General features: G+C 71.8%; 15 protein-coding genes. 10 read left to right on the forward strand and 5 right to left on the reverse strand.

Annotated elements, in window-relative coordinates; all coding sequences use genetic code 11:
- Window positions 1-10 precede the first annotated feature (10 nt).
- Window positions 11-253, reverse strand: coding sequence for a hypothetical protein (locus B2363_RS15995; protein ID WP_286931445.1), 243 nt, complete (start codon window positions 251-253; stop codon window positions 11-13).
- A gap of 158 nt (window positions 254-411) precedes the next feature.
- Here B2363_RS15995 and prfB point away from each other — a divergent pair, with 158 nt between their 5' ends.
- The 5 genes from prfB to B2363_RS16020 all read left to right on the forward strand — a co-directional run bounded on the left by prfB (window position 412) and on the right by B2363_RS16020 (window position 4,252).
- Window positions 412-1,524: a peptide chain release factor 2 gene (gene prfB, locus B2363_RS16000; protein WP_181752569.1), complete on the forward strand. Its 1,113-nt coding sequence runs from the start codon at window positions 412-414 to the stop codon at window positions 1,522-1,524.
- Window positions 1,525-1,531: 7 nt separating this feature from the next.
- Entirely contained in the window at window positions 1,532-2,209 is a 678-nt protein-coding gene (gene cofE / locus B2363_RS16005) for a coenzyme F420-0:L-glutamate ligase (protein ID WP_286931447.1), read from the forward strand.
- Window positions 2,209-3,150: a 2-phospho-L-lactate transferase gene (cofD, locus tag B2363_RS16010; RefSeq protein ID WP_286931450.1), complete on the forward strand. Its 942-nt coding sequence runs from the start codon at window positions 2,209-2,211 to the stop codon at window positions 3,148-3,150. The genes cofE and cofD overlap by 1 nt, the downstream gene beginning before the upstream one ends.
- A gap of 205 nt (window positions 3,151-3,355) precedes the next feature.
- A complete protein-coding gene (locus tag B2363_RS16015) occupies window positions 3,356-3,745 on the forward strand; it encodes a hypothetical protein (RefSeq protein ID WP_286931452.1) in 390 nt (129 codons plus the stop codon).
- A 102-nt stretch (window positions 3,746-3,847) separates the two neighbouring features.
- Window positions 3,848-4,252 (forward strand): hypothetical protein, encoded by a 405-nt coding sequence (locus B2363_RS16020; protein WP_286931454.1) that lies wholly within the window; start codon window positions 3,848-3,850, stop codon window positions 4,250-4,252.
- A 3-nt stretch (window positions 4,253-4,255) separates the two neighbouring features.
- Here the strand turns inward: B2363_RS16020 and B2363_RS16025 are convergent, their stop codons facing one another.
- The 3 genes from B2363_RS16025 to cofG are packed head-to-tail and all read right to left on the reverse strand — an operon-like array spanning window position 4,256 to window position 8,479.
- Window positions 4,256-4,846, reverse strand: a complete 591-nt coding sequence (locus tag B2363_RS16025; protein WP_286931456.1) for an NTP transferase domain-containing protein — start codon at window positions 4,844-4,846, stop codon at window positions 4,256-4,258.
- Window positions 4,839-6,278 carry a flavin-containing monooxygenase gene (locus B2363_RS16030; protein WP_286931458.1) on the reverse strand — a complete coding sequence of 480 codons (1,440 nt, stop codon included), beginning with the start codon at window positions 6,276-6,278 and terminating at the stop codon, window positions 4,839-4,841. The genes B2363_RS16025 and B2363_RS16030 overlap by 8 nt, the downstream gene beginning before the upstream one ends.
- Window positions 6,275-8,479 carry a 7,8-didemethyl-8-hydroxy-5-deazariboflavin synthase CofG gene (gene cofG, locus B2363_RS16035; protein ID WP_286931460.1) on the reverse strand — a complete coding sequence of 735 codons (2,205 nt, stop codon included), beginning with the start codon at window positions 8,477-8,479 and terminating at the stop codon, window positions 6,275-6,277. The genes B2363_RS16030 and cofG overlap by 4 nt, the downstream gene beginning before the upstream one ends.
- A gap of 151 nt (window positions 8,480-8,630) precedes the next feature.
- Here cofG and ftsE point away from each other — a divergent pair, with 151 nt between their 5' ends.
- The 5 genes from ftsE to B2363_RS16060 all read left to right on the forward strand — a co-directional run bounded on the left by ftsE (window position 8,631) and on the right by B2363_RS16060 (window position 13,079).
- Window positions 8,631-9,320 (forward strand): cell division ATP-binding protein FtsE, encoded by a 690-nt coding sequence (gene ftsE / locus B2363_RS16040; RefSeq protein WP_286931462.1) that lies wholly within the window; start codon window positions 8,631-8,633, stop codon window positions 9,318-9,320.
- 5 nt (window positions 9,321-9,325) lie between these two features.
- Window positions 9,326-10,240, forward strand: coding sequence for a permease-like cell division protein FtsX (gene ftsX / locus B2363_RS16045; RefSeq protein WP_181752554.1), 915 nt, complete (start codon window positions 9,326-9,328; stop codon window positions 10,238-10,240).
- Window positions 10,241-10,358: 118 nt separating this feature from the next.
- On the forward strand, window positions 10,359-11,666 hold the full coding sequence (locus tag B2363_RS16050; RefSeq protein ID WP_286931466.1) for a M23 family metallopeptidase: 1,308 nt from the start codon (window positions 10,359-10,361) through the stop codon (window positions 11,664-11,666).
- A 67-nt stretch (window positions 11,667-11,733) separates the two neighbouring features.
- Window positions 11,734-12,207, forward strand: coding sequence for an SsrA-binding protein SmpB (smpB, locus tag B2363_RS16055; protein ID WP_181752550.1), 474 nt, complete (start codon window positions 11,734-11,736; stop codon window positions 12,205-12,207).
- On the forward strand, window positions 12,204-13,079 hold the full coding sequence (locus tag B2363_RS16060) for an amidohydrolase family protein (protein WP_286931469.1): 876 nt from the start codon (window positions 12,204-12,206) through the stop codon (window positions 13,077-13,079). Before smpB ends, B2363_RS16060 begins: the two co-directional genes overlap by 4 nt.
- A 46-nt stretch (window positions 13,080-13,125) precedes the next feature.
- Here the strand turns inward: B2363_RS16060 and B2363_RS16065 are convergent, their stop codons facing one another.
- Entirely contained in the window at window positions 13,126-13,683 is a 558-nt protein-coding gene (locus B2363_RS16065) for a YdeI/OmpD-associated family protein (RefSeq protein WP_286931471.1), read from the reverse strand.
- Between the last annotated feature and the right edge of the window lie 22 nt (window positions 13,684-13,705).

Here is a 13,705-nt window from a genome sequence, read left to right on the forward strand (position 1 = left end):
CGTTGGCATGTCAGGCGGACAGCTCGCTCAGCGACAGGTCCCAGGCCGGGTCCAGGCCGAGGTCGCGCCACGGGTCGTCCGCCCCGAACCGGGCGATGACGACGCGGGCGGTCACGGCCACCACGAGGGTGGACGCGACGGCCAGGGCGAACGTGAGTGCGGTCCCCAGCGCTGCCGCATGCGGCACGAGCAGGAACACCAGGAGGCCCAGCTCGACGCCGGCAGCGGTGGCGGCGATGCGTTCGTTCGTCATGTCGACTCCGGTTCGATGATCGATCCCCCGCAGGGATCATGCCGAACGGGCGGGGCTGATGTGGCGTGAATCACTCCAGATACCGAGGGTTTCTGAATCGGCCGTCCCGCCGGGCGGTCGACAGCACCCGGCAAGGCCCGCAGCGGTAACCTCGACAGGTGGCCACCACGGACCTGAACGACCGGATCAAACAGCTCGACACGACCCTGACGTCGATCGAGCGCGTGCTCGACGTGCCGAAGATGCAGGTCGAGATCGCCGACCTCCAGGAGCAGGTCGGCGCGCCGGACCTGTGGGACGACCAGGCGAACGCCCAGCGCGTCACCGGGCGGCTCTCGGTGCTCCAGGCCGAGACCGAGCGGGTGGCCAACCTGCGCCAGCGCCTCGAGGACGTGGGCGTCCTGCTCGAGCTCAGTGCCGAGGAGGGCGACGCCGACTCCCTGGCCGAGGCCGAGTCCGAGATCAACCGCCTGGCGAACTCCATCGACAGCCTCGAGGTGCGCACCCTGCTCTCGGGCGAGTACGACGAGCGCGAGGCCCTCGTGACGATCCGCTCCGGCGCCGGTGGCGTCGACGCCGCCGACTTCGCCCAGATGCTCCAGCGCATGTACATCCGCTGGTCCGAGCGCCACAAGTACCCCGTCGAGATCTACGACACCAGCTACGCCGAGGAGGCGGGGCTGAAGTCCACCACCTTCGCGATCCGCGCGCCCTACGCCTACGGCACCCTGTCGGTCGAGGCCGGCACCCACCGCCTCGTGCGGATCAGCCCCTTCGACAACCAGGGCCGCCGTCAGACCTCGTTCGCCGCGGTCGAGGTGGTGCCGGTGCTGGAGGAGACCGACAACATCGACATCCCCGAGGACGAGGTGCGCGTCGACGTCTACCGCTCCAGCGGTCCGGGCGGCCAGAGCGTCAACACCACCGACTCGGCCGTGCGCCTGACCCACATCCCCACCGGCGTGGTCGTCAGCTGCCAGAACGAGAAGAGCCAGCTGCAGAACAAGGCCAGCGCGATGGTGATCCTCAAGGCCAAGCTGCTCGCCCTGAAGAAGGCCGAGGAGCGCGCCCACCTCGACGAGCTGCGCGGCGACGTCCAGGCCTCCTGGGGCGACCAGATGCGCAACTACGTGCTGAACCCGTACCAGCTGGTCAAGGACCTGCGCACCGAGTTCGAGACCGGCAACACGCAGGCGGTCCTCGACGGCGAGATCGACGAGTTCATCGAGGCCGGCATCCGCTGGCGCCGGAACCAGACCGACGCGGCCTGACCCACCGATGCTGACCCTTCTCGGGATCGCCGGCCTGCCCGAGATCCGTCCCGGGGACGACCTCGCCGTGCTGATCCGCGCGCACGCCTCGCTGGCCGACGGCGACATCGTCGTGGTGACCTCGAAGATCGTCAGCAAGGCCGAGGGCCGGTTCGTCCCGGCGGCCGAGCGCGAGGCGGCGATCGAGGCCGAGACCGTGCGCGTCGTGGCCGAGCGTGGTGCGGTCCGCATCGTGCAGAACCGTCTCGGCATCGTGGCTGCGGCCGCCGGGATCGACGCGAGCAACGTGCCCGAGGGCCAGGTCCTGCTGCTGCCCGAGGACCCCGACGCCTCGGCCCGCCGGATCGCCGAGGCCCTCCGCGAGGTCGCCCACGTGGGTGTCCTCGTCTCCGACACCCTGGGTCGCCCGTGGCGACTCGGCCAGACCGACGTCGCGATCGGCGCGGCCGGGGTGCGCCTGTTCGAGCAGCCCGGGCGTGACGCCGACGGGCGCCCGCTCGCCGTGACGATGCCGTGCGTGGCCGACGAGCTGTGCGGCGCCGCCGAGCTGGTCAAGCCCAAGGACGGTCACGTGCCCGTCGCCGTCGTGCGCGGCCGTGGCGACCTCGTGGGCGACCTCGCGCTCCCTGGAGCGCGCAGCATCATCCGCCCGCTCGAGGACGACCTCTTCCGGACGGGCGGCTGATGCGCGTCACGGTGCTCGCCGGCGGCGTCGGCGGAGCACGATTCGTCACGGGCCTCCGGGGTGCGCTCGGCGCCGACGACGAGATCACCGTGGTCGTCAACACCGGCGACGACCTGTGGCTCTCGGGCGTGCGGCTGCAGCCGGACATCGACTCGATCCTGTACGCGCTGGCGGGGGTCAACGACACCGAGCGCGGCTGGGGCCGCGCCGGCGAGACCGAGCGCGTCAGCGCCGAGCTGCAGGCGTGGGGCGCGGGCTGGCCGTGGTTCACCCTCGGCGACCTCGACCTCGGCACGCACCTGGCACGCACGGGCTGGCTGCGCGAGGGGCTGACCCCGTCGCAAGTGGCCGAGCGGCTGGGCGCCCGCTGGCCGATCGGTGCGCGCCTGCTGCCGATGACCGATGCCGAGGTCGACACCCACGTCGTCGTCGAGGGTGGCGACCGCCTGCACTTCCAGGAGTGGTGGACGCGCCACCGCGCCTCGCTGCGCGCCGTGGCGTTCGAGAACCCCGGGATCGGCGAGGCCACGCCGGGAGCCGGCGTCGTCGAGGCGATCACCGGCGCCGATGTCGTCGTGATGGCGCCGTCGAACCCCGTCGTGTCGATCGGCCCGATCCTGCAGGTGCCCGGCATCCGCGAGGCCCTGGGCGGCGCACGACGGGTCGTGGGGATCTCGCCGATCATCGGCGGGAAGGTGGTGCGCGGCATGGCCGACGCGTGCCTGGCCGCGATCGGGGTCGAGACGGCGGCCGACGCCGTCGCCCGCCTCTACGGACGTCGCGCCGCGGGCGGCGTGCTCGACACGTGGCTCGTCGCCGAGGAGGACGCCGCGCTGGCTCCCTCCCTCGCGGCCGAGGGCTGGGACGTGCGCGTCCAGCCGCTCTGGATGAGCGACCCCGAGACGTCTGCGGCCCTGGCCCGCGCCGCCATCACCCCCTGACTCCGGTCTCGATACACCGCTCGTTCCTCGCGGCACTCGACCACCGGTGATCGAGCGCAGCGCGACGGCGTATCGCCACCGGTGATCGAGTGGCGGCGAGACGGCGTACGCCACCGGTGATCGAGTGGCGGCGAGCGCAGCGAGACGCTGTATCGAGATCAGGTGCTGGTGCCACGGAGCACGGGACGGCGGTTAGCGTGGGCGCATGCGCCTCCTCGCCGCCCTGCTGCTGGCCCTGACCCTGCTGACCGGGTGCGCGGACGACAGCGATCCGCTCGCCACCACGGAGACGTCCGAGGTCGAGGAGCCCGAGGACACGTTGCCGGTGCTGGGCCTGTGGGAGTCCGAGCCGCTGGAGTCCGGGCGGACCGTCATGCTCACGCTGTCCGACGACAACACCTACGTCGCGGAGAACGAGTGCCTCGAGCTGACGGGCCGGTGGGAGCTGGCCGGCGGTCAGGTCGTGCTGACTCCCGACCAGGGCGCAGGTCAGCAGTGCGGCGGTGACGCGGCCGTTGAGCTGCCGCCCGCGCTCACGGTCGATGGGGACACGCTGGTGCCCGAGGGCGCCGGGCCCACGTTCACCCGGGCCTGAGGTGCCGCTGCGACTGGTGTTAAAGTTGCTCGCATTCCAGTGAAAAAGATGGTCCGTTCGAGCCGCTGACCGTGACTCGTTCCGGCCGTTAACTTGGGGCCCATGCGCTCCCTCGCGGTCCTCGTCCTGGTGGGAGCGTTGCTGGCCGGATGCGGGCTCCAGTCACCTGAGCCCTACCCGGGTCAGACAGGCTCCACCGGGGTCGGCGAACCGGGGGACACGCTGCCCGTGCTCGGTGCCTGGGTCTCCGAGCCGGTCCCGGAGACGGGCCGCCGACTGATCCTGACGCTCACGGACGACAACAGGTACGTCGTCACCGACACGTGCTCACAGGCTCCGGGCCGCTGGGACCTGCGTGGCGACCAGGTGCTGCTCACGCCCGACGAAAGCGGTGTCGTGCTGTGCGGGGGCGACGAGGACCCGCCGCTGGAGCTGGCCGATGCCCTGACGGTGGAGCGTGGTCTGCTCGTCCCGACCGGGACGGGCCCGGTCTTCAGCCGGAAGTGAGCTTCACAGCACGCGGCCGAGCACGGCCGTCGTGCGCGGACCGAGCGTGCCGACGAGGTGGTCGGCGTGGTCGACGTCGCGACGCAGCGTGGACGACACCGGCACGGGCAGCTCGACGAAGCCGGCCGCCCGGTGGAGCTGCCACGATTCCGGCCCGAAGGCCGAGGGCAGGTCGCCCTCGCGTGCCGTGACCAAAGTGGTGCCCTGACGCTCCTCGTCGGGCACGGCCCCGAGCCGGGTGTCCTCGGCCAGCTCGAGCGCCTCCGCGAGGTCGCCGGGCCTCAGGCCGGGCAGGTCGCCCAGCAGCACGGCGCGATGGCCAGCCGGCGCGACGTGGAGTCCGTCGGAGATCGCGGCGGCGATGCCCCGCGGCTCGGGCTCCAGCACGACCTCCACGTCGGGCGCCCCGAGGTGGGGATCGGCGGTGACCACCACGACGCGGGCCACAGCCGCGGCCGCCTCGATCGTGTCGAGCGCGATGGCGCGCGCCAGGGCGATCCGGTCGACACCCGGCAGGTCGAGGCGCGACTTGCCCAGGTGGGCGGGCTTGACTGGGACGACGACGGTCCAGGCCCGGCGACGCCGGTCACGCACCGGCGGACTCCGAGGACTCCGGGTGGGCGATGCCGAAGGGTGCGGGATCGAACCAGCCGAACCGGTCGCGGAACTCCTGCGCCTTGCCGGGCCACAGCAGCACCTGCCGCCCGGAGCGCTCGTCGACGTACCAGTTGCTGCAGCCCGAGGTCCACACGCCGCTGCGCTCCTGGATCTCGTCGATGTAGTCCTGCTCGGCGTCGACCGAGACCTCCAGCGGGCCGTGGCTGGTCCAGGGGAGCGCGGAGGCGGCGTAGTCGGCCTGCGCCTCGATCATCAGCACGGCCGAGTTGTGGGCGAGCGTCGCGTTCGGGCCGTCGAGGACGAACAGGTTCGGGAAGCCGTGCACCACGGTGGACGCGTACGCGCGCATGCCCTGGGACCAGTACTGGTCGAGCGAGATCCCGTCGCGCCCCGTGACGAGCTCGGCGTAGGGCTGGCGCGTGGAGTGGAAGCCGGTGGCCGCCACGACCACGTCGACCTCGTGGCGCGACCCGTCGGCCGCCACGACCGCGCCCGGCTCGTAGGCCGTGAGCGCGCTCGGGACGAGCCTCACGTGGGGCAGCCGCAGGGTGGTGAAGTAGTCGTCGCTGAACAGGACCCGCTTGCAGCCGAACTCGTGGTCGGGCGTCAGCGCGTCGCGCAGGACCGGGTCGGGGACCTGGCCGGCGAGGTGGTCGAGCGCGCGGGCGCGGGCCTGCGCGCGACCGTCGCCGGCGCGCTGGTCGAAGACCTCCTCGGTCTCGCGCATGAGGTCGCCGCGCAGGTCGGCGAGCCGTTCGGGCTGCTGCTCGAACAGCGCGATCTCGGCGTCGGCGTAGGCACGGTCGCCCTTGGGCAGGATGTAGGGCGCGCTGCGCTGGAGCACCACGACGGACTCGGCCTGCCGGGCCAGCTCCGGGATCACCTGGATGCCCGAGGCGCCGGTGCCGACGACGGCGACCCGCTTGCCCTCGAGGTCGAGGTCGTCGTCCCAGCGAGCGGTGTGGACGATCGGCCCGTCGAACGTGCCCGGCACCTCGGGCAGCCGCGGCTCGGTGAGCCGGCCCGCCGCCATGACCAGCACCTCGGCCTGCACCGGGCCGCGTGAGGTGGTGAGCCGCCAGCCCTCGCCGTCCCACGCGGCGGACTCCAGGCGGGTGGACAGCATGATGCGGTCGCCGACGGGGGCGGCGGCCTCCTCGAGGTATTCGCGAATCTCGGCGCCAGGGGCGAAGACGCGGCTGAAGCCCGGATGCGCGATGTCGGAGTATCCGTAGAGGTGCGCGGGGACGTCGCAGGCCACGCCGGGGTAGCGGTTGTCGTGCCACGTGCCGCCGATCCCGGGGCGTCGCTCGAGCACGACGAAGGACTCACCCGCCGCCGCGAGCCGGCGGGCCATCGCGACCCCGGCGAAGCCGGCGCCGACGACCGCGACGCGCACGCGCGTCATGACGCCACGCCGTACGTCGTGGTGCGCAGCCGCAGCTGACGTCCGAGGCTGCGGGCGATGCGCTCCGCCGCCGGCACCGTGAGCTCCTGGCCGTCCTCGACGCCGGCCTCGGGGGCGACGCGTCCGTCGTACAGCGTGCCGCCGAGGTCGTCCGCGCCCGAGCGCAGCACCTCGGTGGCGCCCTCGACGCCCAGGCGGGTCCAGGCGGCCTGCACGTGGCCGATGCTGCCGTGCAGCACGAGGCGGGCGACGGCGTGCACGGCGCGGTGCTGGTCGGGGGAGTGGTCGCCGTCCGGGAACGCCATCGGCACGAGCTCGTTGAACCCGCCCGTGTCGGCCTGGATCTCCCGCAGGCGGCGCAAGTGGCGCACGCGCTGCAGCGGCGTCTCGCCGTGTCCGTAGAACAGCACCGACGTGGAGTGCAGGCCCAGGCCGTGGGCGGCGCGGATCGCCTGCTCCCACTCGTCGACCGGGAGGTCGGCAGCGAAGTGCTGGGCGCGATGGGCCTCGTCGAGCACCTTGACGCCCGTGCCGGGCACCGTGTCGGCCCCGGCCGCGGCGAGCGCGGCGTACTGCTCGGTGACGGTGCGCCCGGTGCGGCGCGCTCCGTCGATGACGTCGGCGGGCCGGAACGTGTGCAGGTGCAGGCCCGGCGCGGCGGCGCGCGCGGCCCGCAGCAGCTGCTCGTAGACGTCGGCGGGAGCGTCGGCCGGCGCCGTGCCCTGGATGCACAGCTCGGTGGCGCCGAGGTCGACCGCGTCGGCGGCCACCCGCGCCACGAGGTCGGGGTCGGTCACCCGGTCGGACCCGAGGTTGCGGTTCTGCACGAGCGACACGGTGGCCCCGGCCACCGAGCGCCGCAACTCGTCGGCGAGGCCGGCGAGCCGGTCGAGGTCGCCGCCCGTGGAGGTCATGAGGCGGACGTACTCGTCGTCGCTCAGCCCCGACGGGTCGTTCGCGGCGCGCGCCAGCAGGGAGCGGCGATCGAGTGCCCCCGAGGAACGAGGGGGTGTATCGAGATCACGAGAATGTGCCGGGCCGCGCCCTGCCGCCATGCCGTCGGCGTCGGCGAGCGCGAGCACGGAGGAGTGGAGTGCCGGGTCGATCCAGGTGTCGCGGTCGCGGATGTAGTGCGGGTGCACCGTGAGCCGCTCGCGCAGGTCGTAGCCGGCGGCGCGGGTCAGGTCGGCCAGCTGGTCCACCTGGGGCCAGGGGCGCTCGGGGTTCACGTGGTCGGCCGTGAGCGGGCTGACGCCGCCCCAGTCGTCGATGCCCGCCGCGACGAGCCGCGCGAGCTCGCGGGGATCGGACAGGTTCGGCGGCGCCTGGATGCGGGCGTCGGGCCCGAGCACGATGCGGGCGGTGGCCACGGCGGCGATGTAGGCGTCGGTCTCGGCGTCGGCGACGCCCTGCATCGCGGTGGCGGGCTTGGCGCGGAAGTTCTGGACGATCACCTCCTGCACGTTGCCGTGCCGCTCCGACAGATCGCGCAGCGCGAGGATCGTGTCGAAGCGCTCCTCCAGGGTCTCGCCGATGCCCACCAGCAGGCCCGTGGTGAAGGGGATCCGCTGACGTCCGGCATCCTCCAGCACCTGCAGTCGCAGGGCCGGGTCCTTGTCGGGCGACCCGAAGTGAGCCTGCCCGGGCTCGGCGAACAGCCGGTGGCTGGTGGTCTCGAGCATCATGCCCATCGACGGGGCGGTCGGTCGGAGGGCGCGCAGCTCGTCGGCCGTCATCACCCCGGGGTTGAGGTGCGCCAGCAGGCCGGTCTCGGCGGTGATCCGCCGGGCGAGGTGCCCGATGTACTCCAGCGTGGAGGCGAAGCCATGGTCGTCGAGCCACTCGCGGGCGACGTCCCAGCGGTCCTCGGGCCGGTCGCCGAGGGTCAGCAGCGCCTCCTTGCAGCCCAGTGCGGCGCCCTGGTGGGCGACGGCCAGCACGTGCTCCTCGGACATGTACGGCGCGATGCCCTTGCGCTCGAGCTTGCCGGGGGTGTCGACGAAGACGCAGTAGTGGCAGCGGTCGCGGCACAGGGTGGTGACGGGCACGAACACCTTGCGCGACCACGTGATGACGCCCGGCCGACCGGCCCTCGCGAGCCCTTCGTCGCGGACGCGGCCGGCTTCGCGGACGAGGTCGTCGAGGTCGGTGCCACGAGCCGCGAGCATCGAGGCGGCGGCCTCGATCGCATGCAGACTCATCTGAACTCCCGGCGTGCTGACTGGCTTTCACCCTAACCGCCGGAGCCACGGCCCCGCCGCTCGGCGGGGGCGCCCCGGTGAGGCGTCCTTCACAGCGAACCGGCGCGGCGGGTTCCCCGAATCCTCAGGTGCCACACCTACACTCGGTCGGGTGATTCGCTTCGACAAGGTCACCAAGACCTACCCCGGCCAGAAGCGCGCAGCCCTCGACCGACTCGACCTGGAGATCACCAAGGGCGAGTTCGTCTTCCTCGTCGGCGCGTCCGGCTCGGGCAAGTCGACCTTCCTGCGCCTGATCCTGCGTGAGGCGCGGCCCACGTCGGGCCACGTGTACGTCGCGGGCAAGGAGATCAACAAGCTGTCCAGCTGGAAGGTGCCCAAGCTGCGCCGCCAGCTCGGCACGGTGTTCCAGGACTTCCGCCTGCTGCCGAACAAGACCGTCTTCGAGAACGTGGCCTACGCCCTCGAGGTCATCGGCAAGCCGCGCGACGAGATCAAGAAGCTCGTGCCCGAGACGCTCGACCTGGTCGGCCTCGACGGCAAGGGCCACCGACGTCCCGACGAGCTGTCCGGCGGTGAGCAGCAGCGCGTCGCGATCGCGCGCGCCTACGTCAACCGGCCGATGATCCTCATCGCCGACGAGCCCACCGGCAACCTCGATCCGAGCACCAGTGTCGGCATCATGAAGCTGCTCGACCGGATCAACCGCGAGGACACCACGGTCCTGATGGCCACCCACGACTCCTCGATCGTCGACCAGATGCGCAAGCGCGTCATCGAGCTCGACGAGGGGCGCGTCGTGCGCGACGAGGCCCGCGGCATCTACGGCTACGAGAACTGAGACCCATGCGAGCGATCCTCAACGAGCTGCGCGCCAGCCTGACCCGGAACACGTCCATGACGATCTCCCTGATCGTCACGATGAGCGTGTCGCTGCTGCTGGCCTCCCTCGGCCTGCTGATCCAGGCCCAGGCCGAGCGCACCGAGCAGTACTTCGGCGACCGGCTGCAGCTGCAGGTCAACCTGTGCACCAAGAACTCCCCGGCGGCCACGTGCGTCGGCGGCGCGGCCACGGACGAGCAGAAGCAGGCCGTCCAGACCGCGCTGACCGACAACCCCGAGGTCCGCGACTACACGGTCCGCAGCCCCCAGGAGAACTACGCCCAGGCGCGTGAGCTCCTCGGTCAGACCGACACGGGCCGCAAGCAGCTGGAGACCCTCGGCGTCGACTCGTTCCCCGAGTCGTACTTCGTCACCCTGAAGGACCCGCAGCAGTTCGACGGCGTGGTCAGCGAGGTCTCGGGCATGGACGGCGTGGGCAACGTCAACTCCCTGCGCGACCTGCTGGGCCCGCTGTTCGAGATGCTCGACAAGATGCAGTGGGCGGCGCTGGCCACGGCCGGCCTGCTCATCATCGCGGCGATCCTGCAGGTCTCGAACACGATCCGCATGACGGCGTTCGCCCGCCGCCGCGAGATCGGGATCATGCGCCTGGTGGGCGCCTCCAGCTGGCACATCCAGGCTCCGTTCGTGCTCGAGTCGCTCGTGGCGGCGTTCATCTCGGCCGCCCTCGCGGCCGCCGGGCTGGCGGCGTTCATGCACTTCGTCGTTTACGGCTACCTGCGCGACACGCTCGGGAGGATCACCACGTGGGTCCGTTGGGAGGACGCCTTCCTCGTCATGGGCATGACCACGGTCCTCGCCCTGCTGCTGGCGCTCGTGCCGACCTTCGTCATGACGCGCAAGTACCTCGACGTCTGACGCGCGGTGACACGCGCGAGCCTCGGGCTCACGCCAAACCCTCAACCTGAGGCGTAGAGTCACTCGCGTCACATCGCACGATTCCGTCCTGACGGACACTTCCCCGGATTCGAGGCACATGACGAGATTGCGCAAGCCGCTGCTCGCCCTCGCCCTCAGCGCCATGCTGGTGGCCGGCTTCAGCGCGCCCACCTTCGGTGACGAGAAGGACGACATCAAGCGCGAGCAGCGCCAGAACAACAAGAAGCTGAAGGACGCCAAGGACGAGGTCCAGGAGTCCACGAAGGCCGCGCGTGACGCGAAGCTCGCCCTCATCAACGCCAACACGAAGCTGTCGGCCGCCGAGTCCGAGCTCGGCCGGACCCGCGGAAAGCTCGCGGTCGCCCAGGCCGAGGACGCCCGGCTGCGCGCCGAGCTCGACAAGGCCGAGGCCCAGCTGTCGGCCGCCGAGGCTCGCCTGGAGAAGGCCGAGCGCGAGCTCAAGCAGTCCCGCGGAGCGGTGGAGTCGTTCGCCGTGGAGTCCGTCATGGCCGGCGACGCCGGGCTGAAGGCCTTCGGCGACCTGCTGCGCGGCAACGACCCCGGCCTGTTCTCCGAGCAGATGAGCGCCAAGACGTCGATCGGCGACGCCCAGGTCGCGGTCATGCAGGAGCTGGCCGCGTCCGAGGTCATGCTCGGCATCGAGCGTGACAAGGTCGAGCGCCTCCGCGACCAGGTCGCCGACCAGAAGCAGCAGGCCGAGGCCGTCGTGGTGCAGATGGAGGCACTGACGGCACAGGCCCAGGCCCAGGCCGCGTCCGTCGCGAAGCTCGTGTCGGCCCGCGCCGGCGCCAAGCGCAACGCCGACGCCACGCTCGCGGAGGACCTGCGGCTCCAGCAGGAGCTCGAGGCCGACCGCGTCCGCCTGGAGAGCCAGATGGCCGAGATCGTCCGCAAGGAGCTCGAGGCCGCCGAGCGCGCCCGCAAGAAGCGCCGCGGCGGCGGTGGCGGCGGTGGCGGTGACAACGGCGGCGGCACCACCGGTGACTCCGGTGGCACCCTGAGCCGCCCGGTCAACGGCCCGATCACCTCGCCCTACGGGATGCGTCGCCACCCGATCACCGGCGTCTACAAGCTGCACGACGGGACCGACTTCGGCGTGGGCTGCGGTGTCCCGATCCGCGCGCCCGCGGGCGGCACGATCGTGTCGCAGTACTACAACAGCGCCTACGGCAACCGCGTCATCCTCAACAACGGCGTGAAGCGTGGCAAGAGCGTCATCACGACCTACAACCACCTGTCGCGGTTCGCCCGCAGCAGCGGCTCGAAGGTCAGGCGTGGCGAGGTCATCGGCTACGTGGGCACCACCGGCTACTCCACGGGGTGCCACCTGCACTTCATGGTGCTGGCCAATGGCTCGACCACGAACCCGATGAACTGGTTCTGACGTGTCACCGGCGCTGACCTGACACTCGCCCCGACCTGACACTCGCCCCACCTGACACAATGATCAGATGGCCAAGGAAACCGGTCGCAAGATGATCGCGCAGAACAAGAAGGCGCGGCACGACTATCACATCGAGGACACCTTCGAGGCCGGTCTGGTCCTGACCGGCACGGAGGTGAAGTCGTTGCGCCAGGGCCGTGCCTCGCTCGTCGACGGCTTCGGTGAGATCGACCGGGGCGAGGCTTGGCTGCTGCAGGTGCACATCCCGCAGTACGACAACGGCACGTGGACCAACCACGAGACCCGCCGCCGCCGCAAGATGCTGCTCAACCGCCACGAGATCGAGAAGATCGATCACCGCACGCAGTCCAAGGGCCTCACGATCATCCCGCTGAGCCTGTACTTCAAGGACGGCCGGGCGAAGGTCGAGATCGCGCTGGCCCGCGGCAAGAAGTCGTTCGACAAGCGCCACGCCATCGCCGAGCGTCAGGCGTCGCGCGACGCCGAGCGCGAGGTGGGTCGCCGCCTCAAGGGCATATGACCTGGCAGGACGCCGACCTCACCGCGTACTTGGAGCGGCTGGGGGTGCCGGGGATCGTCGACGTGCACGTGCACTTCATGGCCCCGCCGGTGCTGGCGAAGGTGTGGGCGTACTTCGACGCCGCCGGGCCGAAGCTCGGCCGGCCGTGGCCGATCCACTACCGCACCAGCGACGAGGAGCGCGTCGAGACGCTGCGGGCGCTCGGCGTGAAGCGGTTCACCGCGCTGTCGTACGCGCACAAGCCGGGCATCGCGGGCTTCATGAACGACTGGCTCGCGGGCTTCGCGGAGCGGGTCCCTGACTCGGTGCGGTCCGCCACCTTCTTCCCCGAGCCCGAGGCGGCCGAGTACGTGCCCGCGGTGATCGCCGAGGGTGTCGGCGTGTTCAAGGCCCACCTGCAGGTGGGGGAGTTCGCCGCCGACGACCCGCTGCTCGACCCGGTCTGGGCGGCGATCGAGCAGGCACAGGTGCCGGTGGTCCTGCACGCCGGATCGGGTCCCATGCCCGGCCCCCACACGGGTCCGCGAGGGGTGGCCGCCGTGCTGGAGCGCTTCCCGCGGCTGCCGCTGGTGATCGCGCACCTGGGGATGCCCGAGGTCGACGCGTTCTGCGACCTGGCCGAGCGCTTCGAGAACGTGCGCCTCGACACCACCATGACGTTCGTCGATTTCTTCCCCGACCCGCCGCCGGCCGACCCGCAGCGCCTGCTGGCCCTGCAGGACAGGATCGTCTTCGGCAGCGACTTCCCGAACATCCCGTACCCGTACGCCCACCAGGTCGAGGCCCTCGACCGGCTCGGCCTCGGCGACGACTGGATGCGCGCCGTCCTCTGGCACAACGGCGCCGACCTGTTCGGCACCGGCTCGGCCTGACCCGCCCGCCACTCGCGACCCCCGTCTGTGCCACCCGGCGGAAGGGTCAGTCGCCGGGGCGGGCGGACAGCTGCGCGACCGACCGCTGGACGAGGCGCGCCCGTGCCGCGGGCGTCCTGGCCTTGAGCACCGGCAGCACGATGGCGTAGCGCGCGGTGAGTCCCAGTCGCTCGAACGCCTCCGCCGCGAGAGGAGCCGCGGCCAGCGCGGCGGCCAGGTCTGGTGGCACCTGCGCCTCGGCCTGGCGCACGTAGGCCGCGTCCCACCGGCCGTCCGCCCGTGCGGCGGCCACCTGCGCGAGGCCACCCGGGCGCATCCGGCCGGCCGCCTCGAGCGCCTCGACCTTGGCGACGTTCACCTGCGACCACGGACTCCGGGCCCGCCGCGGCGAGTAGCGCTGCAGGAACGAGACCGCGTCGAGCGACCGCCGCAGGCCGTCGATCCAGCCGTGGCACAGGGCACCGTCGAGTGCGTCGCCGATGGTCAGCAGGGCGACGTCGGCGTTCTTGCGCCGGATCCTCAGCCACGCCTCGGGCGCGGTGGCGTCGTGCTGCTCCAACCAGTCGTCCCACGCACCGGCATCGGCGAACTCCAGCACGTCCATCGGCACTCCTCGAGGATGTCTC

Source organism: Aeromicrobium sp. UBA7512, from assembly GCF_002476985.1.
Classification (GTDB): domain Bacteria; phylum Actinomycetota; class Actinomycetes; order Propionibacteriales; family Nocardioidaceae; genus Aeromicrobium; species Aeromicrobium phoceense.

Excerpts from the sequence above, each read along its gene's own strand:
- B2363_RS16015 (WP_286931452.1), top strand. The coding sequence starts at position 3,356 with ATGCGCCTCCTCGCCGCCCTGCTGCTGGCCCTGACCCTGCTGACCGGG.
- ftsX (WP_181752554.1), top strand. The coding sequence starts at position 9,326 with ATGCGAGCGATCCTCAACGAGCTGCGCGCCAGCCTGACCCGGAACACG.
- B2363_RS16065 (WP_286931471.1), bottom strand. The coding sequence starts at position 13,683 with ATGGACGTGCTGGAGTTCGCCGATGCCGGTGCGTGGGACGACTGGTTG.
- smpB (WP_181752550.1), top strand. The coding sequence starts at position 11,734 with ATGGCCAAGGAAACCGGTCGCAAGATGATCGCGCAGAACAAGAAGGCG.
- cofD (WP_286931450.1), top strand. The coding sequence starts at position 2,209 with ATGCGCGTCACGGTGCTCGCCGGCGGCGTCGGCGGAGCACGATTCGTC.
- B2363_RS16030 (WP_286931458.1), bottom strand. The coding sequence starts at position 6,278 with ATGACGCGCGTGCGCGTCGCGGTCGTCGGCGCCGGCTTCGCCGGGGTC.
- B2363_RS15995 (WP_286931445.1), bottom strand. The coding sequence starts at position 253 with ATGACGAACGAACGCATCGCCGCCACCGCTGCCGGCGTCGAGCTGGGC.
- cofE (WP_286931447.1), top strand. The coding sequence starts at position 1,532 with ATGCTGACCCTTCTCGGGATCGCCGGCCTGCCCGAGATCCGTCCCGGG.
- B2363_RS16050 (WP_286931466.1), top strand. The coding sequence starts at position 10,359 with ATGACGAGATTGCGCAAGCCGCTGCTCGCCCTCGCCCTCAGCGCCATG.
- B2363_RS16060 (WP_286931469.1), top strand. The coding sequence starts at position 12,204 with ATGACCTGGCAGGACGCCGACCTCACCGCGTACTTGGAGCGGCTGGGG.
- B2363_RS16020 (WP_286931454.1), top strand. The coding sequence starts at position 3,848 with ATGCGCTCCCTCGCGGTCCTCGTCCTGGTGGGAGCGTTGCTGGCCGGA.
- cofG (WP_286931460.1), bottom strand. The coding sequence starts at position 8,479 with ATGAGTCTGCATGCGATCGAGGCCGCCGCCTCGATGCTCGCGGCTCGT.